The sequence below is a fragment of the Micromonospora nigra genome (genome assembly GCF_900091585.1).
GTDB lineage: Bacteria > Actinomycetota > Actinomycetes > Mycobacteriales > Micromonosporaceae > Micromonospora > Micromonospora nigra.
Window position 1 is genome coordinate 4,257,878 of record NZ_FMHT01000003.1, and the last position, 21,748, is coordinate 4,279,625.

18 protein-coding genes and 1 pseudogene are annotated in these 21,748 nt (G+C 73.5%); 8 read left to right on the forward strand and 11 right to left on the reverse strand.

Going from position 1 to position 21,748, the window contains the following annotated elements; genetic code table 11:
* Positions 1–35: 35 nt before the first annotated feature.
* The 3 genes from GA0070616_RS18510 to GA0070616_RS18520 all read right to left on the reverse strand — a co-directional run bounded on the left by GA0070616_RS18510 (position 36) and on the right by GA0070616_RS18520 (position 2,648).
* On the reverse strand, positions 36–605 hold the full coding sequence (locus GA0070616_RS18510; RefSeq protein ID WP_091084290.1) for a PepSY domain-containing protein: 570 nt from the start codon (positions 603–605) through the stop codon (positions 36–38).
* Between the two features lie 82 nt (positions 606–687).
* Entirely contained in the window at positions 688–1,956 is a 1,269-nt protein-coding gene (locus tag GA0070616_RS18515; RefSeq protein ID WP_091084293.1) for a sensor histidine kinase, read from the reverse strand.
* Positions 1,953–2,648 carry a response regulator transcription factor gene (locus GA0070616_RS18520; RefSeq protein ID WP_091084296.1) on the reverse strand — a complete coding sequence of 232 codons (696 nt, stop codon included), beginning with the start codon at positions 2,646–2,648 and terminating at the stop codon, positions 1,953–1,955. Before GA0070616_RS18520 ends, GA0070616_RS18515 begins: the two co-directional genes overlap by 4 nt.
* 103 nt (positions 2,649–2,751) lie before the next feature.
* Between GA0070616_RS18520 and GA0070616_RS18525 the strand changes: the two genes are divergently transcribed.
* The 3 genes from GA0070616_RS18525 to GA0070616_RS18535 all read left to right on the forward strand — a co-directional run bounded on the left by GA0070616_RS18525 (position 2,752) and on the right by GA0070616_RS18535 (position 5,743).
* On the forward strand, positions 2,752–3,237 hold the full coding sequence (locus GA0070616_RS18525; protein ID WP_091084299.1) for a septum formation initiator: 486 nt from the start codon (positions 2,752–2,754) through the stop codon (positions 3,235–3,237).
* A 245-nt stretch (positions 3,238–3,482) separates the two neighbouring features.
* Entirely contained in the window at positions 3,483–3,875 is a 393-nt protein-coding gene (locus GA0070616_RS18530; RefSeq protein WP_091084306.1) for a cupin domain-containing protein, read from the forward strand.
* A 71-nt stretch (positions 3,876–3,946) separates the two neighbouring features.
* On the forward strand, positions 3,947–5,743 hold the full coding sequence (locus GA0070616_RS18535; RefSeq protein ID WP_091084311.1) for a glycoside hydrolase family 15 protein: 1,797 nt from the start codon (positions 3,947–3,949) through the stop codon (positions 5,741–5,743).
* A 9-nt stretch (positions 5,744–5,752) separates the two neighbouring features.
* On the opposite strand, the gene GA0070616_RS18540 is transcribed toward GA0070616_RS18535, so the two are convergent.
* Both GA0070616_RS18540 and GA0070616_RS18545 read right to left on the reverse strand, forming a co-directional pair.
* Positions 5,753–6,946 (reverse strand): threonine synthase, encoded by a 1,194-nt coding sequence (locus tag GA0070616_RS18540; protein WP_091084316.1) that lies wholly within the window; start codon positions 6,944–6,946, stop codon positions 5,753–5,755.
* A 16-nt stretch (positions 6,947–6,962) separates the two neighbouring features.
* On the reverse strand, positions 6,963–8,012 hold the full coding sequence (locus tag GA0070616_RS18545) for a DNA polymerase ligase N-terminal domain-containing protein (RefSeq protein WP_091084319.1): 1,050 nt from the start codon (positions 8,010–8,012) through the stop codon (positions 6,963–6,965).
* A gap of 161 nt (positions 8,013–8,173) precedes the next feature.
* On the opposite strand from GA0070616_RS18545, the gene GA0070616_RS18550 reads away from it, so the two are divergent.
* On the forward strand, positions 8,174–8,962 hold the full coding sequence (locus GA0070616_RS18550) for an aldo/keto reductase (RefSeq protein ID WP_091084322.1): 789 nt from the start codon (positions 8,174–8,176) through the stop codon (positions 8,960–8,962).
* A gap of 4 nt (positions 8,963–8,966) precedes the next feature.
* On the opposite strand, the gene GA0070616_RS18555 is transcribed toward GA0070616_RS18550, so the two are convergent.
* On the reverse strand, positions 8,967–9,506 hold the full coding sequence (locus GA0070616_RS18555; RefSeq protein ID WP_091084326.1) for a GNAT family N-acetyltransferase: 540 nt from the start codon (positions 9,504–9,506) through the stop codon (positions 8,967–8,969).
* 266 nt (positions 9,507–9,772) lie between these two features.
* On the opposite strand from GA0070616_RS18555, the gene GA0070616_RS28220 reads away from it, so the two are divergent.
* Positions 9,773–9,925 carry a hypothetical protein gene (locus GA0070616_RS28220; RefSeq protein WP_175440123.1) on the forward strand — a complete coding sequence of 51 codons (153 nt, stop codon included), beginning with the start codon at positions 9,773–9,775 and terminating at the stop codon, positions 9,923–9,925.
* Positions 9,925–10,890 carry a golvesin C-terminal-like domain-containing protein gene (locus GA0070616_RS18565; RefSeq protein ID WP_091084333.1) on the forward strand — a complete coding sequence of 322 codons (966 nt, stop codon included), beginning with the start codon at positions 9,925–9,927 and terminating at the stop codon, positions 10,888–10,890. The genes GA0070616_RS28220 and GA0070616_RS18565 overlap by 1 nt, the downstream gene beginning before the upstream one ends.
* Before the next feature lie 182 nt (positions 10,891–11,072).
* On the opposite strand, the gene GA0070616_RS18570 is transcribed toward GA0070616_RS18565, so the two are convergent.
* On the reverse strand, positions 11,073–12,224 hold the full coding sequence (locus tag GA0070616_RS18570; protein WP_091084336.1) for a glycoside hydrolase family 12 protein: 1,152 nt from the start codon (positions 12,222–12,224) through the stop codon (positions 11,073–11,075).
* Between the two features lie 321 nt (positions 12,225–12,545).
* Between GA0070616_RS18570 and GA0070616_RS18575 the strand changes: the two genes are divergently transcribed.
* Positions 12,546–13,652, forward strand: a complete 1,107-nt coding sequence (locus GA0070616_RS18575) for an FAD-dependent monooxygenase (protein ID WP_091084340.1) — start codon at positions 12,546–12,548, stop codon at positions 13,650–13,652.
* Between the two features lie 149 nt (positions 13,653–13,801).
* A complete protein-coding gene (gene ctaD, locus GA0070616_RS18580) occupies positions 13,802–15,559 on the forward strand; it encodes an aa3-type cytochrome oxidase subunit I (protein WP_091084343.1) in 1,758 nt (585 codons plus the stop codon).
* Positions 15,560–15,870: 311 nt separating this feature from the next.
* On the opposite strand, the gene GA0070616_RS18585 is transcribed toward ctaD, so the two are convergent.
* The 4 genes and pseudogenes from GA0070616_RS18585 to GA0070616_RS18600 form a co-directional block, all read right to left on the reverse strand.
* The gene (locus tag GA0070616_RS18585; RefSeq protein WP_091084346.1) at positions 15,871–17,082 is read right to left on the reverse strand and encodes an MFS transporter; all 1,212 of its coding nucleotides are present in this window, start codon (positions 17,080–17,082) and stop codon (positions 15,871–15,873) included.
* A 71-nt stretch (positions 17,083–17,153) separates the two neighbouring features.
* Positions 17,154–17,734: pseudogene (locus GA0070616_RS18590) on the reverse strand (nicotinamidase).
* A 16-nt stretch (positions 17,735–17,750) separates the two neighbouring features.
* Positions 17,751–19,037, reverse strand: a complete 1,287-nt coding sequence (locus GA0070616_RS18595) for a nicotinate phosphoribosyltransferase (RefSeq protein WP_091091078.1) — start codon at positions 19,035–19,037, stop codon at positions 17,751–17,753.
* Between the two features lie 16 nt (positions 19,038–19,053).
* Positions 19,054–21,732 (reverse strand): helix-turn-helix transcriptional regulator, encoded by a 2,679-nt coding sequence (locus GA0070616_RS18600; protein ID WP_091084350.1) that lies wholly within the window; start codon positions 21,730–21,732, stop codon positions 19,054–19,056.
* Between the last annotated feature and the right edge of the window lie 16 nt (positions 21,733–21,748).

Sequence of the window (21,748 nt, forward strand, 5' to 3'; positions counted from 1 at the left end):
GAGCCCACCGGAGCGCCCTGGTGCCGCGTCACCGGTCAGTCGTCGTCCCGGTCGTCGTCCTCGTCCTCGTCGTCCTCGTCGTCCTCGTCGTCCTCGTCCTCGTCGTCCCGGTCGTCATCGTCGTCGTCCTGCTCGGAATCGACCACGGTGCCGCTGCCCCGGTCGACGTCGACCTCGTACTCGGTGCCGTCCCGGACGATCTCGACGTCCCATACCGGGCGACCGTCCTCCGTCTCGGACTCGACCTCCTCGATCTGGCCGCCACCGACGTGGGCCAGGGCGATCTCGCCGGCCCGCTCCCGGCTGACCGCGTCGCCACCACCCGCCGGGCCGGTCGGCGTCCCCGTCGGGCCGCTGCTGGTCGGGCCGGTGGTCGGCGTCCCCGTCGGGCCGCTGCTGGTCGGGCCGGTGGTCGGCGTCCCCGTCGGGCCGCTGCTGGTCGGGCCGGCGGTGCCTGCCGGGGTGGTCGGGGCGGCCGTGGCCGCCGTCAACCTGGTGGGCCCGGCACGGTCGGCGTCGGCCGCCGTGACGCCCAGGAACACGCCGGTGGCGGCCAGCACGGCCGCCGCCCCGCCGACCGACGCCGTGATCACGTTGCGTTTCATCAATTCCACCCTCTCCTCGGTTGTTGCGTCGAGGATCGGTCGTGGCGGGATAGCGGCGCGCTGCCCGAACGCTAAGCCCGGGTTAAGCTCGCCCGAGCCGGAGCGACACCTCCGCGCCCCCGCCGGTGCCCGAGCGCAGATCCAGGTCGCCGCCGCTGGCCTGCGCCGCCCGGCGGGCGATGTCGAGTCCCAGCCCCGTCGACCCGGCCAGGCTGGCGCCCCGGCGCACCGCCTCCGGGGAGATTCCCGGCCCCTGGTCGGCGACGGTGAGCACCACCCGCTCGCCGTCGACGGCCAGCCGTACGCCGAAGGGGGTGCCGTCGGGGGTGTGCGCGAAGACGTTGCCGAGCAGGGCGTCCACGGCTGCGGCCAGCTCGTCGGCGGGTACGCCGACCGGCAGCGGGCCGGGGGCCAGATCGAGGCGTACGGCCCGGCCGGTGTCCTCGGCCAGGACCGACCAGAACGCCACCCGCTCGGCGACGATCGCCGCCGCGTCGCCGGTGACCGTCCCCGCCGCCGGCGACCGCCAGCGGGCCTGCCGGATCAGGCCGGTGACGGCCCGTTCCAACCCGTCGACGGCGGCGGCCACCCGCGCGGCGTCCTGCGGGTCGGGCAGCGACTCGGCCTCCAGACGCAGGGCGGTCAGCGGGGTACGCAGCCGGTGCGACAGGTCGGCGACCTGTTCGCGCTCCTGCACGAGCAGTTCCTGGATGCGTCCCGCCAGGTGGTTGAGGGCGCCCGCGACCTCGCGCAGTTCGGGCGGGCCGGCCGGGGTGACCCGTGCGTCCAGTTCCGCGTTGGCCAGCCGGTGCGACACCGCCGACAGGTCGGTGATCGGCCGTACCAGGGTGCGGGCCAGCCGGTCGGCGACCGCCAGGCCGATCAGCACCAGCAGGACACCGAGCAGGGTGAGCACCAGCCAGGCCCGGCCCACCCCTTCCGTGAGGTCCGCGCGCGGCACCACCGTGCGGATCACCCAGGTGCCGCCGGGCCTGCCCTGCACGGCGATGACGATCTCCCGGCCGGCCGCCGACTCCGCGGTGAGGCTCTGCCCCCGTTCGGCGAGCGCGACCGCCGGTGTACGCGCAGCGGTGGAGCCGAGGACAGTGCCGTCGGGCAGGAAGACGCTGACCTCCCGCTCGGAGTCGGCGACGAGCTGCTCGACGGTCAGCCGCACCGCCTCCGGGTCGGCGGTGCCCACGACGGGCACCAGGCTCTGCGCGTCGGCCGTGGCGCGGACGGTGGCCCTGTCCTCGGCCACGGTGCGTACCAGCAGCGCCAACGGCACCAGGAACGCGACCAGGATCAGCACGCTGACGGCGGCTGCCAGCAGCGTGAGCCGGGCCCTCACGCGGGCTCCCCGGGGGCCTCCAGCCGGACCCCGACCCCGCGCACGGTGTGCAGGTAGCGGGGCTCCTGGGCGTTCTCGCCGAGCTTGCGGCGCAGCCACGACAGGTGCACGTCGACGGTCTTGTCCGCGCCGCCGTACGGGATCCGCCACACCTCCGTCAGCAGCTCCCGCTTGGTGACGACCTCCCCGACCCGGGCGGCCAGGTGCCGCAGCAGCTCGAACTCGCGGGGCGTCAGCTCGACCGGCTCGCCGTCCAGGCTCACCTGCCGGGATCGCGGGTCGATGCGCAGCCCGCCGACCACCAGCGTCGGGTCCCCGGCCGCCGCGCCGGCCGGGCCGCGCCGCAGCACCGCCCGTACCCGGGCGTCGAGCTGTGCGGCGGTGAACGGCTTGACCACGTAGTCGTCGGCACCGGCGTCGAGGACCCGGACGATCTCCGGCTCGTCGTCGCGAGCGGTGGCGACGATGACCGGGACCGCGCTGACCGCCCGTAGCATCCGCAGCAGCTCGCGGCCGTCGAGGTCGGGCAGCCCCAGATCGAGCACCACCAGGTCGGGCCGGTCGTCGAGGGCGTTCTGGAGGCCGGCCATGGCGGTGGACGCCGCCGCGACCGCGTGCCCCCGCTCGCGCAGTGCCCGCACCAGGGGCGTGCGGATGGTCAGGTCGTCCTCGACGATCAGCAGGCGGGCCACAGCAGGCAGGCTATCCGGGCAGCAGGGACGACGCCGGGCTGGTTAACCCTCCCTTAGGGTTGCCCGAAGGTGCGCCCAACCCGGGGTCGGGGATAGTCGGGTCATGGGTCGTCGTTCGTTCCTCGCCGTCGCCGGGTGGCTGGCCACCGCCGTCGTCGCCACCCTGATCGGCGTCGCCGCGATCAGGCTCGTGGGGGAGAGCCTCACCGGCACGCCAGGTGGGGTGCGCAGCCAGGAGGAGGTCGCGCGGGCGCTGGCCGAGCCGATGCCGGGTGCGGCCCTCCCGACGAGCTCCGCGCCGGCTGGGGCCACCACGTCATCGCCCGCTGCCGCCTCGGCCACCCCGTCACCCGGGGCCGGTGCGCGGCGCGGCTTCGCCACCACGGGCGGCACGGCGATCGCGGAGTGCCGACTCGGCGGCGTGTTCCTGATGAGTTGGACGGCCGCCCCGGGGTACCGCGTCGACGACGTCGACCGGGGTCCGGACGACGACGTCGAGGTGAGTTTCGTCGGCCCGGGCGGCGAGTACGAGCTGTCGCTGCGCTGCGTCGGCGGGCAGCCGGTGGCAGTGCCCGACGATGACGACTGAGCCGTCATCCCCGCACACGAGCGCACGGCGCCGTACGACCATCGGGTCGTGACGTCGCCGCGCTCCGGCCGTCTCCCACCACCGCAGCCATCCGGCGGTACGCCAGCGGGGACCTGGCCCGACCGGTCTCGCCGGTCTGGTGATGTCGATCCCCACCCGGGTGGGATCCAAACCTGCCCGGCGTGTCGAATCGCACCATCTGTCAGGCCGGCGTGGAGCGGCCCGCGACGGGGTATGTGCGCGACATGGAACATTTCACGATCGCGACCGTCGCCGAGAAGAGCCCGGACTTCCGGCGGGTCCTGTGGACCGGCAAGAACACCCAGCTGGTGATCATGACGATCCCGGCGGGCGGTGAGATCGGCGAGGAGGTCCACGAGGACATCGACCAGATCCTCACCTTCGTCAGCGGCACGGGCGAGGCCCGGGTCGCCGGCAGCAAGCGCAAGATCGCCCAGGGTGACCTGGTGGTGGTGCCGGCCGGCACGAAGCACAACTTCGTCAACACCGGCCCCAACCCGCTGGTGCTGTACACGGTCTACGGCCCGCCGGAGCACGCCGACCAGGCCGTGCACCGGACGAAGGAGGAGGCCGACGCGGCCGAGGAGGCCGGCAAGGACGAGCCCCCCACCTCCTGATCATCCGCCGCATCCACCCACCGGCGACTCGGTGGGTGGGTGCGGACGCGGGACGCGGGTATGCGGGGCGGGTGGCGCACCCTGCGATCTCCGAGTACGCGTACCTGTCCGACTGCCGGTCCGGGGCACTGGTCACCCGGGACGGGTCGGTCGACTGGTGGTGCCCGGACCGGTTCGACACCCCGTCGGTCTTCAGCCGACTGCTCGACCTCGAAGCCGGGCACTGGCGACTCGCCCCCGTGGCCACCGGACGGCCCGGTCACCGGGTGGAGCGGGCGTACCTGCCGGACACCCTCGTGCTGCGTACCGTGCACCACACCCCGGAGGGCAGCGTCGCGGTCACCGACGCGCTCGCCGCCGAGCCGGGCGCGCGTGGTCACGAACTGGGCATGAACTCGCCCGCCGTGCTGGTACGGGTGGTCGAGGGGCTGTCCGGTCGGGTGCCGATGGCGCTGGACTTCCGGCCCCGCCCGGAGTACGGGCTGCTCACGCCCTATCTGCACGAGGAGGCCGACGGGTCGGTGCTGGCCGACGCCGGTCCGGTGCTGCTGGTCCTGCGCGCGGGCGGGCTGCCGCTGCGGGTGGACGGGGACCGGGTACGGCACGACTTCGAGATGTCCGCCGGCCAGGTGGTCGGCCTGGACCTGGCGTACGGCCGGGCGTACGGCTCGCCGCCGGCCCGCCTCGATCCGGTGACCGCTGTGGCGGAGACCGTGCGGGCGTGGGAGGCGTTCCGGGAGACCCACAGGTACGAGGGCGAGTATCCCGATCTCGTCCGGCGCAGCGCGACGGTGCTGACCGGCCTGACGTACGCCCGCAGCGGCGCGGTCGCCGCCGCGGCGACGACCTCCCTGCCGGAGTTGCCGGGCGGGGACCGCAACTACGACTACCGCTACTCCTGGTTGCGGGACTTCGCGATGACCATGCGTGCCCTGTGGGTGGCGGCCTGCCCGTCGGAGGCGTCCCGGCTGTTCGCGTGGGCGGCCCGGTCGATCGGTCGGGTCGGGTCGGAACCGGTGCCGGTGCTGTTCGGGCTGGAGGGGGAGCGGGACGTCTCCGAACACGAGTGCCGGTATCTGACCGGGTACGCGGGCAGCCGCCCCGTGCGGACCGGCAACGATGCCTGGCGGCAGCGGCAGCTCGACGTGCCGGGTGAGGTGGTCGCGGCGGTCTGGCGGCTGCGCGACCACCTCGGCGACCGGTTCGACCTGGAGTTGCGGGAGATGGTGCTGGGTCTGACGGAACAGGTGGCGGCGACGTGGCACCTGCCCGACCAGGGCATGTGGGAGACCCGGGACGCCGAACGGCACTACCTGTCGTCGAAGGTGCTGTGCTGGGTGACGATGGACCGGGCGGTGCAACTGGCGCCCCGGCTGGGGGAGCGGGCCGACCCGCGCCGCTGGGCGGGCATCCGGGACGAGATCCGCTCGACGGTGCTGCGGGAGGGCTTCGACGAGCGGGTCGGCGCGTACACCGGCGCGTTCGGTTCGCCGGAGCTGGACGCCTCGGCGTTGCTCCTGCCGGTGATGCGCTTCCTGCCGGCCACCGATCCCCGGATGCGGGCGACGATCGAGGCGGTGCAGCGGGATCTGGGCACCGACAGCGGGTTGGTGCGTCGCTGGCGCACCGACCCGGCGGGCTTCCTGCTCTGCTCGTTCTGGCTGGTCGAGTGTCTGGTGCTGGCCGGCGAGCGGGCGCGGGCCCGGGCGCTGTTCGAGCGGGTGGTCGGCCACGCCAACGACGTCGGCCTGCTCAGCGAACAGGTCGACCCGGTGACCGGCGCGCAGCTGGGCAACACCCCGCAGGCGTTGTCGCACATCGGTCTGATCAACGCGGCCTGGCGGCTGACCGACCCCGCGGACTTCTGACCCGCCGCGTCAGGCGGGCAGCACCGGCACGTCGCTCACGTCGACGGTCTCGGGATACTTCAGGCCCGCTCCGGTGTTCAGCACCACGACCCGCTCGTCGTCGCGGATCCAGCCGCCGGCCCGCAGCTGCCGGGCGGCAGTCAGGCAGGCCGCCCCCTCCGGGCACAGCAGCAACCCCTCCCGGGCGGCGAAGTCCCGCAGGTCGGCCAGGATCTCCGCGTCGTCCACCGCCACGGCCGTACCGGCGGTGGCCCGCAGCGCCGACAGGATCAGCTCGTCGCCGAGCGGGGCGGGCACCGTGATGCCGAACGCGACGGTCCGCGCGTCGGCCCACGGCCGGACCCGGTCCTCCCCGGCGGCGAAGGCCCGCACCACCGGCGCGCACCCGGTCGACTGCACCGCCACCAGGCGCGGCAACCGGTCCGACACCCAGCCCAGCTCACACAGCTCCAGCAGCGCCTTGTGGATGCCGATCAGCCCCACCCCGCCGCCCGTCGGATAGATGATCACGTCGGGCACCTGCCAACCGAGCTGCTCGACGATCTCGTACCCCATGGTCTTCTTGCCCTCGAGCCGGTACGGCTCGCGCAGCGTGCCGGCGTCGAAGACGGTGCCCCCGGACGCGGCGACCAACGCGGCCACCTGCCGGCCGGCGTCGCCGATCAGCCCGTCGACGAGGCGCAGGTCCGCTCCGGCGGCGACGCACTCGCGCCGGCAGATGGACGGCGCGTCCACCGGCATCACGATGGTCGCGCCCATCGCGGCGCGGGCGGCGTACGTCGCCCAGGCCGCGCCCGCGTTGCCGTTGGTCGGCATGGCGATCCGCCGGACGCCCAGTTCCCGGGCCCGGCTGATGCCGACCGCGGCCCCCCGCGCCTTGAACGAGCCGGTCGGGGTGAGCCCCTCGTCCTTGACCAGCAGGTCGGCGACGCCGATCTCCGCGCCGTAGGCCGGGGCGCGCAGCATCGGCGTCCACCCCTCGCCCAGCGTGGTGACGTTGCGGGGGTCGGCGACGGGCAGCAGCTCCCGGTAGCGCCACAGGTCGGCGGCGCGCAGCCCGAACCGCTCCGGCTCCACCGCCCTCGCCGCCGCGGCCAGGTCGTAGCGGGCCAGCAGGGGAGAACCGCAGTCGCACAGGTTCTGCGGGACGCCCGCGTCGTGTTCCCGCCCGCAGCGCGGGCACTCCAGATGGGTCAGGTACACGGTGCTCCTCGCCGTCTCAGCTCGGGTCGACAGTGCGCCAGGAACGGCTGCGCCGGCCCGGCTCGTACGCCGAGTCCAGCCGCTTCGCCACCACGCCGGGCAGCCCCTGCGCGCGGGCCGTGCGCAGCGCCTCGGCTCCGGTGCCGGGAAACCACGGGGGAGTCTGCCAGTGCGGCCCGGTCAGTGCCAGGCCGTCGAGCAGTTCCCGGCGCTGCGCGTACGGCAGGTCGAGGCAGCCGACCCCCTCCAGCCACAGCAGGTCGAACAGCAGGTACTGGGCGTCGCGGTCGGGACGTCCGCCGGGTGCCGGGCGGACCCGACCCGCCCGGTCGATGCGCACCAGCACGCCGTCCAGCACCGCCTCCGTCGGGGCCATCGCCGCGCCGAGGTCCCGCAGCCAGGGGTACGCCCCGGTGATCTCGCCGCCCGCCCCGGCCAGCAGCCGCAGCCGGCCCCCGGAGACGTACGCGACCGCCCGTACGCCGTCCCAGCGCAGCTCGTACCCCCAGGCCGACTGGTCCGACGGCAGCCGGGCAGCCGGGGTGGGACGCATCGGCGCGACCTGCTCCGGCATGCTCGTCCAGCCCGGCGGGGGCGGGTCGGTGCGGCGCACCATCCAGTCCCGGCCGTCGCGCCCACCGGTGGCGAACAGCACGTACCGCCCGGTCGTCCGCTCGCCGTCGAGCACCACGACGACCTCGTCGTCGCGCCACTTCTCGCAGCGGTAGGTGCCCCGGTCGTGGACGGTCATCGTTCCGCCGCCGTACTCGCCGGCCGGGATCTCGCCGGAGAAGTCGAGATACTCCATCGGGTGGTCCTCGGTGTGCACGGCGAGGTGGTTGCGGCCGGTGTCGCGGGGCAGGCCGCGCGGCACCGCCCAGGAGGCCAGCACGCCGTCACGTTCCAGCCGGAGGTCCCAGTGCAGGCTGCGGGCGTGGTGCTGCTGGATGACGAACCGGGGCTCGCGGTCCGCGCCACGCCGCCGGCGCGGCCGGTCCGCCGGCACCGGTTCCGGGGTACGCGCGGCGTCCCGCCTGCGGCGGTACTCCTCCAGCCGGTCGCCCACACCCGCATTCTCCGGCACCCGGGGCCCGTCCGCCGGCCGGTGCCCCGCCGTCCCCCCCCCCCACGGCGGGGGCGGTCGTTCCCACGGCGGGGCGGTCGTCGGTGCGGCGTGGTGGTCGTTCCTGCGGCATGGCGTTGCCGTTGAGGGGTAGAACGGTCGGTATGAACCACGCTGACCAGCCCACCGTCACGCTTCCCGGTGACGTGCAGATGCCCCTGCTCGGTTTCGGCACCTGGCAGGCCACCGGCCAGGCCGGGTACGACGCCGTCCTGGCCGCGCTCGACGCCGGCTACCGGCACGTCGACACCGCCACGATGTACGGCAACGAGGAGGAGGTGGGCCGGGCGGTCACCGAGAGCGACCTGCCCCGGGAGGAGGTCTTCCTCACCACCAAGCTGCCGCCGGACCGGGTGGGCCGGGAGCGGGAGACCATCGAGGCGAGCCTGACCGCCCTCGGCGTCGACCAGGTCGACCTGTGGCTGGTGCACTGGCCGCCGTCGGATCCGGGCGATCTGATCCCGGTGTGGCGGGAGATGCTCGCCGCCCGCGACGAGGGGCTGGCCCGCGCGGTCGGGGTGAGCAACTACCGCACCGACCAGATCGACGAGCTGATCCAGGCAACCCGGGAGGGCCCGGCGGTCAACCAGATCAAGTGGAGCCCGGCGCTGTACGACCGGCAGCGTCACGCCGAGCACCGGGACCGGGGCGTGGTGCTGGAGGGGTACAGCCCGTTCAAGGCCAGCGACCTGTCCGATCCGGTGCTGAGCCGGATCGCCGACGCGCACGACGTGTCCCCGGCCCAGGTGGTGCTGCGCTGGCACGTCGACCACGAGATCGTGGTGATCCCCAAGTCGGTGACACCGGACCGGATCCGCACCAACGCCGACATCTTCCACTTCTCGCTCACCGCCGAGGAGATGCGCGACATCGACGCGCTCGGCAGGTCCTGAGCGGTCAGGCGGGGCCCGGCGACGTCGGGGCCCGGTGCTCCCACCGGTGCAGCGCGTAGCGCCGGCCCTTGTCCTCGACGTACTCGGGGGCGGAGTCGACCGGCTGGTAGCCGGTGGCCCGGGCGACGGCGAGGCTGCCGGCGTTGTCGGCCTCGATCTGCAAACACACGGTCGGCAGGGCGAACACCTCGTGGGCGTGCCGGGTGAGCAGGCGGACCGCCCGGGAGGCGAGCCCCAGGCCGCGGTGGGCCGGGCCCACCACGTACCCGATGCTGCGGGTGGCCAGCGCGAGCATCACCTCGCCGCGGGCCCGGTCGTCGTCGGCCGTCGTGATGGCCAGGCACAGCCGCTCGCCCGCCGCCTGCGCGCGGCGCGCGACGTCCAGGTGCGCCTCGGCGGCCCGCCGGTCGAACGGCGTGGCCACGGGAACCCGGTAGGCGATCTCGGGATCGTCGAAGATCTCGACCATCCGGTCGAGGTCGCGTTCGGACCACTCGCGTAGGACGACGCCGTCGCCGTCGAGCCGCACCCCGGCGGGGATCATCCGTCGACCTCCCCTCGCCCGGCCCTCATCGTCTGGCCCCGGTTGTCCGGCCCCGTCGGCCGGTCACGCCGCCTGGCCGCGTCGGCCGGCCCCCGCAGTGTGGGCGACGTGGCCGTGCGTCGGCAACGGCTTCGGCGAACCCGGCGATCGGCGGCGGATTCCTTCATGCCCCCTGATTGTGGTGAAGGGTATCGACATAGACGGGCGCGAGGTTGTAGCGTCTCGGCAACCCATTGATGTTCGTCACCTTCCTCCGGAGGACCGCCATGGACGCTGCCCGCACCACCCGCCTGCGACGACGAGGTCTGCTCGGCGTGCCGGCCCTGGTGGCCGCCGCGCTGACCCTCGTCGCCCGGCCCGCCCCGGCGAACGCCGCCGCCCCGGCCGAGTGCCTGGCCGACCTGTTGCGGGAGTCCTGATGGCGACGATTCCGTGGCTCGTGGACGTGCTGCGCGGCGCCGGCGTACAGGTCGTCGTCGAGGGCGACTGGCTCAACCGGATGCGCCCCGGCAGCTTCAACCCGATCGGCGTGCTCTGGCACCACACCGCCGCCACCTCCAGCGCCAGCAACCCCCACCCGGCGCTGAACATCTGCATCAACGGCCGCTCCGACCTGCCCGGCCCGCTGTGCCAGGCACTCGTCGACTACCACGGCGTCTTCCACGTCATCTCCGCCGGCCGGTGCAACCACGCCGGGGTCAGCGGCGGCAGCGGGCCCATCCCCGCCGGGGACGGCAACACCCTCATGATCGGCTGGGAGATCGACTACAACGGGGTCAGCCAGCAGATGACCGCCGCCCAGTACAACGCCTCGGTCGCCGCCACCGCCGCCGTGCTCAAGCGGCTGGGCCGGGACGCCAGCCACGCCCGGGGACACCGGGAGACCAGCACCACCGGCAAGATCGACCCGTCCTTCATCGACCTCAACTCGATGCGCGCCGACGTCGCCGCGCGGATGGCCGGCGGGGGTACGGCGTGGAGCGCGACGGTGGACAACACCACCGCGGGCCGGTTCACCGCCAGCGCCAACTGGGGTGTGTCCACGTACTCCGGCCAGCGCTACGGCACCAACTACCGCTACGCGAACCCGGTCGCCGCCAGCGATGCGGCCTGGTACAAGTTCAACGTCCCGGCGACCGCCACCTACCGGGTGGAGGCGTGGTGGCCGGCCAACGCCGGCTACAACAGCTCGACGCCGTACGTCGTGGCCACCACCACCGGCAACCGGACGGTGTACGTGGACCAGCGGGTGAACGGCGGGCAGTGGCGTGTCCTCGGCACGTTCACGTTGCCGGCGGGGGACGCCAACCGGGTCGGGGTCAGCCGGTGGAGCGGCGCCGCGGGATACGTCATCGCCGACGCCGTACGACTCACCCGGGTCTGACGGGCGAACGGAGCGAAGTTCCGGCGGGCGGCCTCCCGCACCGGCGCTGGACGCCGCCCGCCGGATCTTCCGGCCCCGTGCGTGAGCGCGGCATGGCGGATCCGGGGCAGATGTCACTCTTCGGGCCTCGAAGTCGGCGGGTACGGCTGGACGTTCCGGCCGTACCCGCCGATTCTGCTTCGTCAGGAGCGCGTGCAGGGCACCCCGTTGAGGGTGAAGCTGGTCGGCGACGAGTACGCGCCGCTCAGCGTCCCCTGGTAGCCGAAGCTGGCGGTGCCGCCCGGGGCGAGCGTGCCGTTCCAGCCGATGTTGCGGGCCGTCACCGCCTGGCCGCTCTGGCTGACCGTGGCGTTCCAGGCGTTGGTGACCTGCTGCCCGGAGGGCAGGGTGTAGGCCAGCGTCCAGCCGTTGATCGTGTTCGAACCGGTGTTGGTGATCTGCACGTCGGCGGTGAAGCCGCTGTTCCACGAGTTGGGCGTGTACTTCACCGCGCACCCGTTACCGCCCGGCGGCGGCGTGGTCGGCGGGGGCGTGGTGGGCGGCGGGCTGCTCGGCGGCGGAGTGGTCGGGTTGCCGCCGCCGTTGACGGCCGCCGAGAAGCTGGTCACGGCCAGCCCGGTGCCGCCCTGCCACGGCTCGAACCCGGCCTGGATGCTGGTCAGGTACCAGCTGTTGGTGATCGCACCCCGGTTGCGGGTGTCGGTGATGAAGGCCAGCAGGTTGAGGTTCGCGCTGCTGATCGCCGACGGTGCCAGGTACGAGATGACGTTGTTGGAGCCGTTGCTGCCGCGCCAGACCTCCCAGGTGCGGCCGTCGATGGTGGCGGTGCCGACGGGGGAGCCGATGGGCTGGATGGGGCCCTGCCGGTTGAGCCAGATCATGATCTCCATCTGGTTGACGCCGTCCCGCTTGGGCGACGGGTCGAGCCAGATGTCGTACGAGGCGTTGTAGGTGGCGCCGCTGACGTACCGGTAGTTGATGCTGCTGTTGGCGCTGCTGATCTGGCTGACCTGGATCGGCAGGTTCGTGCCGGGGGAGCAGTTGGTGTAGTGGCAACCGAGGAAGACCGACGGGTACGCCGTGGGTGCGCCGTTGGTGGGGCTGCTGCCGTTCTGGGTGGTGATCTCGAAGCCGGTGCCCGTGACGTTGATGCACTGCTGGGCGGTGGTGCCCCAGCGGTTGTTCTGCACCACGTACCGGTTCTGGATGACCGTCGATCCGTACTGCTCGCAGATCTGGGTGTCGGCGGAGGCGGTGCCCCCGTACGCGACGGACACGATGGCCCCGGCGGCGAGCAGCGTGGCCGCCGCGAGGGCCCGGAGGGAACGTCTCATGGATGCTCCTTGCTTTCGGCGTACGACGCCGAGTGGGTCGGGACGGGCCGTGGGATGCTCCCGACGCGTGACCGGGAGCGCTCCCACGCTCAGCGACACATTTACACTCGTGAAACAAGAACGCAACTATCGGCGGCTATTGCGCAAATAGTGAATTCTGTCACGTCCGCCACCCTCGGTCCCCTGGTGATGGTCCTGTGGTCACCGGGACCCGCCGACAGAGTTACCGGCGGGTCCGATCGACCCTGGCGTGCGGCGATCGCTCCGAGTAGTGTCTTGCCTCCAACGCGTGCCGAACCCCTCCGGAGGCGGACAAAAACCATGCGTAGCTCCCCCCTGCGCATCCTCGTCGTCGGTGCGGGCATCGCCGGTCTCGCCGTGGCCCGAGCCCTGCGGATGGCGGGCTTCCGGCCCGACGTCACCGAGAAGCTTCCGCCGGGTGAACTCGCCGACACCGGGCTCTACCTCCCCGGCAACGCCGCCCGGGCGCTGCGGCACCTCGACCTCGACGGTCCGGTCCGCCCGCTCGGCCAGATCGTGCACCGGCAGCGCTTTCTCGACGCCACCGGCGCACCGCTGTGCGAGGTCGACCTCGACGCGCTCTGGGCCGGGGTCGGCGAGTGTCGGGCCCTCCCTCGCGCCGACCTGCACCGGGTGCTGCTCAGCGGGGCCGGTGGAGCCGTCCGGCACGGCGCCGAGGTGCGCGCCATCGACCTGCTGCCCGCGAGCGTGGGCGTCACCTTCGTCGACGGCACCGCCACCGAGTACGACCTGGTCGTCGGTGCCGACGGCCCCCGCTCCTCGGTCCGCGCGCTGGCCGCCCTCGGCGGCCCGGCCCGCCCCGCCGGGCAGGTCGTCTACCGCAGCGTGGTCCGCGACGGGCCGCCCGTCGACGAGTGGACCGCGCTGCTCGGCCAGCGCGCCGGCTTCCTGGTCGTGCCCATCGGCGCGGGAAGGCTCTACTGCTACGCCGACGAGGCCGGCACCCGGCCCCCGGCCGACCCGGTCGCCCGGATGCGCGAGCTGTTCGGCGACTACGGCGGCCCGGTGCCCGAGGTGCTGGACGCTCTCGACCGGGTGCGCGTCGGCGCGACCGACGAGGTCGAGCTGGGCCGCTGGCACCGGGGTCGGGTGCTGCTGGTCGGCGACGCCGCCCACGCCACCGCGCCCACCCTGTCCCAGGGGGCGGCGATGGCCCTGGAGGACGCCGTCGTGCTCGCCGAGTCGCTCAGGGCCGCCGGCAGCGTCGAGGCGGCGCTGACGGCGTACGAGAGTCGCCGTCGTCCGCGTACCCGATGGGTGCGGGACCGGACCCGGGACCGCAACCGGACCCGGGACGTGCCGCCGGCGCTGCGCGATCCGCTGCTGCGCGGACGCGGCGACCGGATCTTCGGCGAGCACTACCGGTTACTCACCGGTCCGCTGTAGGACGACGGGGTTCGGCGGGAGTGCGGGCCGGCAGGCTACCCGACCACCCCACGCGGCGCAGCCACCTGCCGGGGACTATCCTCCTTGCGGATGACGGCCGCAGAGACCAGCGCGTGCCGAGCGGGACAACCCAGAACCGGAGGCCACTCGTGACCACCGTCGCACCCAAGCCGGTCGTGACCCGGCCCTGGCCGGTCCGAACGCCGGTCAAGGGGTCGGCCATCGCGCGGCTGCTGCGTACCACGGACGCGAAGCAGATCGGGATCATGTACATGGTCACCGCGTTCGTGTTCTTCATGATCGGTGGCCTGATGGCCCTGATCATGCGGGCGGAGCTGGCCCGTCCCGGGCTGCAGTTCCTGTCGCCCGAGCAGTACAACCAGCTGTTCACCATGCACGGCACGATCATGCTGCTGTTCTTCGCGACGCCGATCGTGTTCGCCTTCGGCAACTACGTCGTGCCGATCCAGATCGGCGCGCCCGACGTCTCCTTCCCCCGGCTGAACAGCTTCGCCTACTGGCTGTACCTGTTCGGCGGCACGATGGCCACCGCCGGCTTCCTCACCCCCGGCGGCGCGGCGGACTTCGGCTGGACGGCGTACACCCCGCTGAGCACCATGGAGCACTCGCCCGGCGTGGGCGCGAACCTCTGGGTGATGGGCCTGGCCATCTCCGGTCTCGGTACGATCCTCGGCGCGGTCAACCTGATCACCACGATCCTGACCCTGCGCGCCCCCGGCATGACCATGTTCCGGATGCCGATCTTCACCTGGAACATGCTGGTCACCAGCCTCCTGGTGATCCTGGTCTTCCCGCTGCTGGCCGCCGCGCTCTTCGCGCTCGCCGCCGACCGCCTCCTCGGCGCGCACGTCTACAGCCCCGAGACCGGCGGGCCGATGCTGTGGCAGCACCTGTTCTGGTTCTTCGGGCACCCCGAGGTCTACATCATCGCGCTGCCGTTCTTCGGCATCATCAGCGAGATCATCCCGGTCTTCTCCCGCAAGCCGATCTTCGGCTACAAGGGCCTGGTGGCGGCCACCATCGCCATCGCCGGCCTGTCGATGAGCGTGTGGGCCCACCACATGTTCTCCACCGGTCAGGTGCTGCTGCCGTTCTTCAGCTTCCTGAGCTACCTGATCGCCGTGCCGACCGGCATGAAGTTCTTCAACTGGCTCGGCACCATGTGGCGCGGTCAGATCAGCTTCGAGTCGCCGATGCTGTTCGCGGTCGGCTTCCTGGTCACCTTCCTCTTCGGTGGGCTGACCGGTGTGCTGCTGGCCAGCCCGCCGCTGGACTTCCACCTGCACGACTCGTACTTCGTGGTGGCGCACTTCCACTACGTGCTGTTCGGCACGATCGTGTTCGCGGTGTTCGCCGGCATCTACTTCTGGTTCCCGAAGATGTTCGGCCGGATGCTCGACGAGCGCCTGGGGAAGATCCACTTCTGGCTGACGATGATCGGCTTCCACACCACCTTCCTGGTGCAGCACTGGCTGGGCAGTGAGGGCATGCCCCGCCGGTACGCCGACTACCTGCCCGGCGACGGTTTCACCACGCTGAACATGATCTCCACGGTCGGCGCGTTCATCACCGGCATCTCGACGCTGCCGTTCCTGTGGAACTGCTGGAAGTCGTACAAGGCGGGCCCGGTCGTCGAGGTCGACGACCCCTGGGGCCACGGCAACTCCCTGGAGTGGGCCACCAGCTCCCCGCCGCCGCTGCGTAACTTCGACCGGATGCCGCGCATCCGCTCCGAGCGGCCGGCGTTCGACCACAAGTTCCCCGAGCTGGCAGCCGGCCAGACGCTGGCCGGGCCACCGGAGGGCGGTTCGAAGCCGCTGACCAGCGAGTCGGACGGCGGCGCGAGCTACGACGAGGACGTGGCGAGCGACATCGACCGCCGCTGAACATGCCCACCACGGACGACGGGCGCCGAACCCACCCGGGTTCGGCGCCCGTCGCCGTCGTGCTCCCCGTGCCGTCCGTGCTCCCCGTGCCGTCCGTGCTCCCGTGCGTCCCTTCGCCGGGTCTCCTCCCCGGCTGGTCGGCCCCGTTGGCCGCCTCAGCCGGTCAGACCCAGGCTGACCAGCTGGGCCCCCTGACACCGGGTCACCGGGTCGCCGGTGCCGTCAAGCCGGACCAGCACGATCTCGCTGCCATCATCGCGGCTGCCGGCAACCCCGTCGATCCGCGAGCAGCGGGGGGTGGCTCGGGCGGGTCAGTGGGCCGTGGCGAACTGCTGGACCTCCGGGGCCTGTGCCGGCGGTTCGCCCCGGCGGCGGCGGATCTCCGTCGGGAGGACGGCGAGCGCGATGACCAGGCCGACCGCGCCGGGCACCGCGAAACCCCAGGCCGGGCTGCTGGCGTCGATCACCGCGCCGGCCAGTGGCGCACCGACCGCGATGCCGACGGTGACCGCCGAACCGTGCAGGCCCATCGCCTCGCCACGCACTGCGGCGGGGGCCAGCCGACTGACCGCGTCCGAGGTGGCCGCGATGGTGGGAGCGCACAGGGCACCCGCCGGGATCAGCGCGAGGCAGAGCAGCCACCAGTGTGAACCGCCCAGCCCGACGGGCACGGTGCACAGGGCCAGCGCGCCCATCAGGGCCACCGGCGAGAACGAACGGTGGACCGCCCCGTACGCGAAGCCGCCCACCAGCGACGCGATCGCCCAGCTGGCGAGCACCACCCCGGTCCAGCCCGCGTCACCGTTCTCCCGCAGCACGGCGATGACCGCGACGTCGGTGCCGCCGAGCACCAGGGTGGCGGCGGCGCTCACCGCGAACACGGCGACCATCCGCGAGGTGAGCCACTGTCGCCGGGCGATCCGGGGCTGCGGCCCGACGGCCTCGCCGGCCGCCCGTACGGGCGGGTTGAGCAGCCACAGCGCGACGCCGGCGGCGACGATGCCGGCACCGACCAGGTAGAGGGTGGTGCGGGCGGAGATCGCGGTCACGCCGACCGTGGCGAGGGCGGGGCCGACCATGAACGACAACTCGACCGACATGGAGTCCAGCGCGTACGCGGGGCGTCGCTGCTCCGGCGGGACGATCGCGGCGATGGACTGGCGGATCACCGAGAAGATCGGCAGGGCCAGCGAGCCGGCGAGGAAGGCGGCCGGCAGCAGCAGCAGGTACGACAGCAGGGGCGCGGCGGACCAGAAGACGGCCTCGGCGACGGCGGTGAGCACGAGGACGGGTCGCAGCCCCCGCCGGTCCACCAGCCGGCCGAGCAGCGGCCCCCCGACCGCCGCGCCGACGGTGATCGCCGCGCCGACGAGGCCCGCCGCACCGTAGCCCCGCCCGAGGTCCTCGACGACGTAGAACGTCAGCGTCACCCCGGTCGCGGTGAGCGGGATGCGGGCGAGAACCGCGACGAGCAGCAACGATCGCAGGCCGGGCAGGGCGAGTGCCTCCCGGTAAGGCTTCATGTTCAATTCGGTCCGTACCTCCGTCGGTCATCCTCGACCCCCGGTACGACACCCGCCAACGAATTACCGCATCATGCGGCCCTGATCACAGGCTTCCCCGCACGGTGACCCCGGCACCTTCGAAGGCCCGCAACGCCACGTCGGCGGTGTCCGGCGCGACGGCGGCGGTCAGGTCCAGCAGCACCGTGGTGGCGAAACCCTCCCGGGCGGCGTCCAGGGCGGTGGCCCGCACGCAGTGGTCGGTGGCGATGCCCACCACGTCGACCCGGTCCACCCCGTGCCGGCGCAACCAGTCGGCCAGGCACTCGCCGTCGTCGGCGTGGCCCTCGAACCCGGAGTACGCCGCCGCGTACTCGCCCTTGTGGAAGATCGCCTCGACGCGGTCGGTGGCCAGCTCGGGGTGGAACTCGGAACCGGGGGTGCCGACCACGCAGTGCCGGGGCCAGGAGTCGACGAAGTCCGGCGGGTCGCCGAAGTGGGCGCCCGGGTCGACGTGGTAGTCCTTCGTCGCCACCACGTGGTCCCAGCGGTCGGGCTCCGCGGCGAGCAGCCGGGTGATCCCGGCGGCCACGCCCGCCCCGCCGGTCACGGCGAGGGAGCCGCCCTCGCAGAAGTCGTTCTGCACGTCCACGATGATCAGCGCGCTGCTCACGGCGTGGTTGCCCCTTTCAGTCGACAGGTATGACGGTGACCGGCACGGCCGGGTCGCCCGCGGAGAGCTTCAGCCCCTCCCACGGGATGGAGATCAGGCACTGGCGCAGGTGTTCCCGGGACTCGTCGAGCGTCGGCCGCGCGACCGGCTCACCCTCGACGACGTACGACCGTTGCAGGAGCCGGTCGTGGGGCCGCCGGTCCGGCACGCCCTGCGGGACGATGACCTCCTCGGTCGCGGTGCCGGTCGGCTTGTGCCGCCGGACCGCCACCTTGCGCCCGCCGATGGTGGCCTTCCGCTCGGAGCGCTTGACCACCGGGCGGCCGTCGACCTCGACGAGCTTGTAGACCAGGCTGGCGGTGGGTGCGCCGGAGCCGGTGACCACGGCGGTGCCCGCGCCGTACATGTCGACGGGTTCGGCGGCCAGCGCGGCGATCGCGTACTCGTCCAGGTCGCCCGACACGATGATCTTGGTCTCGGTGGCACCGAGCGAGTCCAGCAGCTCGCGGGACTGCTGGGCGATCACCGCCAGGTCGCCCGAGTCGATCCGGACGGCCCGCAGCTCCGGCCCGGCCACCTCGATGGCGTTGCGGATGCCCTGGCTGATGTCGTACGTGTCGACCAGCAGGGTGGTGTCCCTGCCCAGCGTGGCCACCTGCGAGGCGAACGCGGTCCGCTCGTCGTCGTGCAGCAGGGTGAACGCGTGCGCCGCGGTGCCCGCGGTGGGGATGCCGTAACGCTGCCCGGCGGCCAGGTTCGAGGTGAACCGGAAACCGGCCAGGTACGCCGCCCGCGCCGCCGCCACCGCCGCCTCCTCGTGCGCCCGGCGGGCCCCCATCTCGATCAGCGCCCGGCCCCGGGCGGCGGTGACCATCCGCGCGGCGGCGGCGGCGACCGCGCTGTCGTGGTTGAGCACGGACAGCACGAGCGTCTCCAGCAACACGCACTCGGCGAAGCCGCCGGAGACGGTGAGGATCGGCGAGCCCGGGAAGAACAGCTCACCCTCGGCGTAACCGTCGACGTCGCCGGTGAAGCGGTAGTTGGTGAGCCACTCGGCGGCGCGGTCGTCGACCACCCCCGTACGCCGCAGGAAGTCCACCTCGTCGGCGTCGAAGCGGAAGTCGCGGATCAGCTCGATGAGCCGGCCGGTGCCGGCGACCACCCCGTAGCGGCGACCGGTCGGCAGCCGCCGGCTGAACACCTCGAAGACGCAGCGGCGGTCGGCGGTGCCGTCCCGCAGGGCGGCGCTGACCATGGTCAGCTCGTAGTGGTCGGTCAGCAGCGCGGGGCGAAGGGTGCTCACCACCCCAGCCTAGAGTTCAGTGGGCATCCGTGCCGTCGGGGCCCGGGATCGTCCGCAGCGCCGCGAGCAGCTCCGCCCGGCCGGCCACCCCGAGCTTGCTGTAGACGCGCTGGAGGTGGTTCTCCACCGTCCGTGCCGACAGGAACAGCTGCTGGGCGATGGCCCGGCTGGTCACCCCGTCGGCAGCCAGCCGGGCCACCTGCCACTCCCGGGTGCTCAGGTTCGGCGCGTCCAGCTGCAGTGCCGGGGTCCGGACGACGTCGCAGCGCCCGAGCAGCGCCGCGAGTCGTTCCCGGGCCGGCCCGGCGGCGGCGGAACGCCGTCGCCGCAGCAGGCGCACGGCGGCTGCGGTCGCCTCGGCGGCCGGCAGGGTCAACCCCCGGCCGTCCAGGTCGTCGGCGACCGTCAGCAACTCGTCCGGGGAGCCCTGCGCCGCCGCGCGGGCGTGTCGGGCCAGCAGCGGCGGCAGCGCCCCGTCGACCCGGTCGGAGAGTTCGGTCAGCCGCTGGGCGACGGTGCGCCGGCCGCCGTCGGAGCAGATCGGACCGACCGGCGCGCTGGCCCGGTCGAGGCGGACCAGGTCGTGCAGCACCAGCGTCTCGTGCCCGGCGAAGCCGTCGGCCCGCAGCCGGTCGGCCAGCCCGGTGAGGTGGTCGACGGCCCCGGACAGGTCGCCGCCCACCGCCAGGGTCGCCCCACGCGCCTGCTCCAGCCACGGATAGAGCACCGCCATGCCCGGCGCGTGCGTCCGGTCGGCTTCGGCCATCGCCTCCGCCGCCTGCCCGGCGTCCCCGCGCAGCGCTGCGGCCTGAGCGCGTTCGGCCTGGGCCAGCCCGGCGTAGACCCGGCTGGTGGCGAGCACCGCGCAGGCGCCGAGCGCGGCCCGCAACGCCGCGTCGCTGCGGCCCCGGAGCCGGGCCGCGTACGCGGCGAGAATGCCCAGGTAGCCGCTGCCGAGCCGGAAGTCGCCCGCGTCGGCCAGGTCGGCGAACTCGTCGGCCACCAGGGCGTCGATGCCGGCCAGGTCGCCGGCGAGGGTCAGCCGGGTCCCGCGGGCCAGCTCCACCGCCAGTTGCAGGTACGGCATGTCGGCCCGCCAGTTCGCCACCTCGGCCTGCACCAGGTCGACGGCCACGGCGCTGCGGTGCAGCTGCCCCTGCATGGCCTGGAGGTGGGCGACGGTGCAGCGGGCCAGCTCCCGGGCGGCGGCGCTGGCCGCCGGTCGGTCCAGCACGCCCTGCGCGAGCCGGAGCGCGGCGGTGGTGTCCAGCCGGTGCAGGCGCATGATCGCCTCGAACGCGCGGATCCGGGCCAGATCCGCCGAGTCGGTCAGCTTCCCGCCCCGCCGCGCCATCTCCTCCACGGTGGACTCCCGGCTCAGCCCCCAGTAGCTGACCATGGCCCGGACGGTGAGCCAGCGGGCCAGCCGCTGGTTGTCGGGGATGTCCGCCGCCACCGCGTCGAGCACGCCGAGGGCCTCCGTCGGCCGGTCGGCGAACATCAGGATGGTGGCCAGCAACTCGGCCGCGTCGATGCCCCCGCCTGCGTCGAGGGCCGCCCGGGCCAGCCGGGTCGCCAGCGGCACGTCGTAGCGGGCGAACGCCTGCCCGGCGGCCCCCAGCAGCATCGCCGGATCCTGGGCGGTGCCCGAGGCGAGCCGCCACCCGGCGACCTTCAGCAGATCGTCGCGGCGCCGCTTGCCGACCGACTCCAGCAGCTCGGCGAGCTGCGCCTGCAACCGGCGGGTCCGGCTGACGGGACACTGCCGGCGCATCACCTCGCCGTAGAGCGGGTGGGCCAGCCGCACGTTCAGCCGCCGGTCGGAGTGCGCGACGGCGACCAGCCCGCGTTCCTCGGCGGTCTCCACGTCGACCGGGTCGACGGCCTGTTGGAGCAGGTGCAGGCCGAGCGGCTCGCCGAAGGCGACCAGCTCGACCACCGCCCGCACGCCGGGGGTCAGCCGACCGATCCGGGTGTCGATCAGGTCGGTCAGGCTGGGGGCCAGCTCCAGCACGCCCGTCCAGGTCCAGAGGCCGTACGTGCTGGCCAGCTCGCCGCTGCTGCGGGCGGCCTCGACCAGCTCGCGCAGCAGCAGTGGGTTGCCGGCGCTGAGCCGGCCCAGCCGGTCGGCGCTGCCGTCGTCGACCGGCCCGTCGAGGATCGCGTGCAGCAGGCCGGTGGTGTCGGCGGGTGGCAGGGGAGGCAGCACGGCGTGGTCGACCAGCCCGTCCGTCCACAGTGCCCGGATGGGCAGCGGGACCTGCTCGCCGTCGCGCAGCGTGCCGACCACCACGGAGTTGTCGACCCGGGCCACCAGGTGGACCAGGGCCGCCGACGGCGGGTCGAGCAGGTGGGCGTCGTCCACCGCGAGCACGATCCGCCGCCCGGCCGCCTGCTGCTGCAGCACGTCCACCGCCCAGCGCAGGATGCCGGCGGGGGAGAGCCCCTGGGGCTGCTCGGCGGGCAGCACCTGCACGAGGCCCCCGAAGGGCAGGGCGGCGGTGGTCGCGCTGGCGGCGATCGTCCAGGAGGCGTACTCCCCCTCGGGCAGGGCGGCGACCCCCTCCCGCAACAGACGGCTCTTGCCGATGCCGGCGCTGCCGCTGAAGAAGACCCCCCGACCCTGGACGCCGGTCACCGCCGAGGTCAGGCGGTCGAGCTCCTCGGTCCGGCCCACGAACCTCCACCGCCTCATCGGGGCAGCATATCGA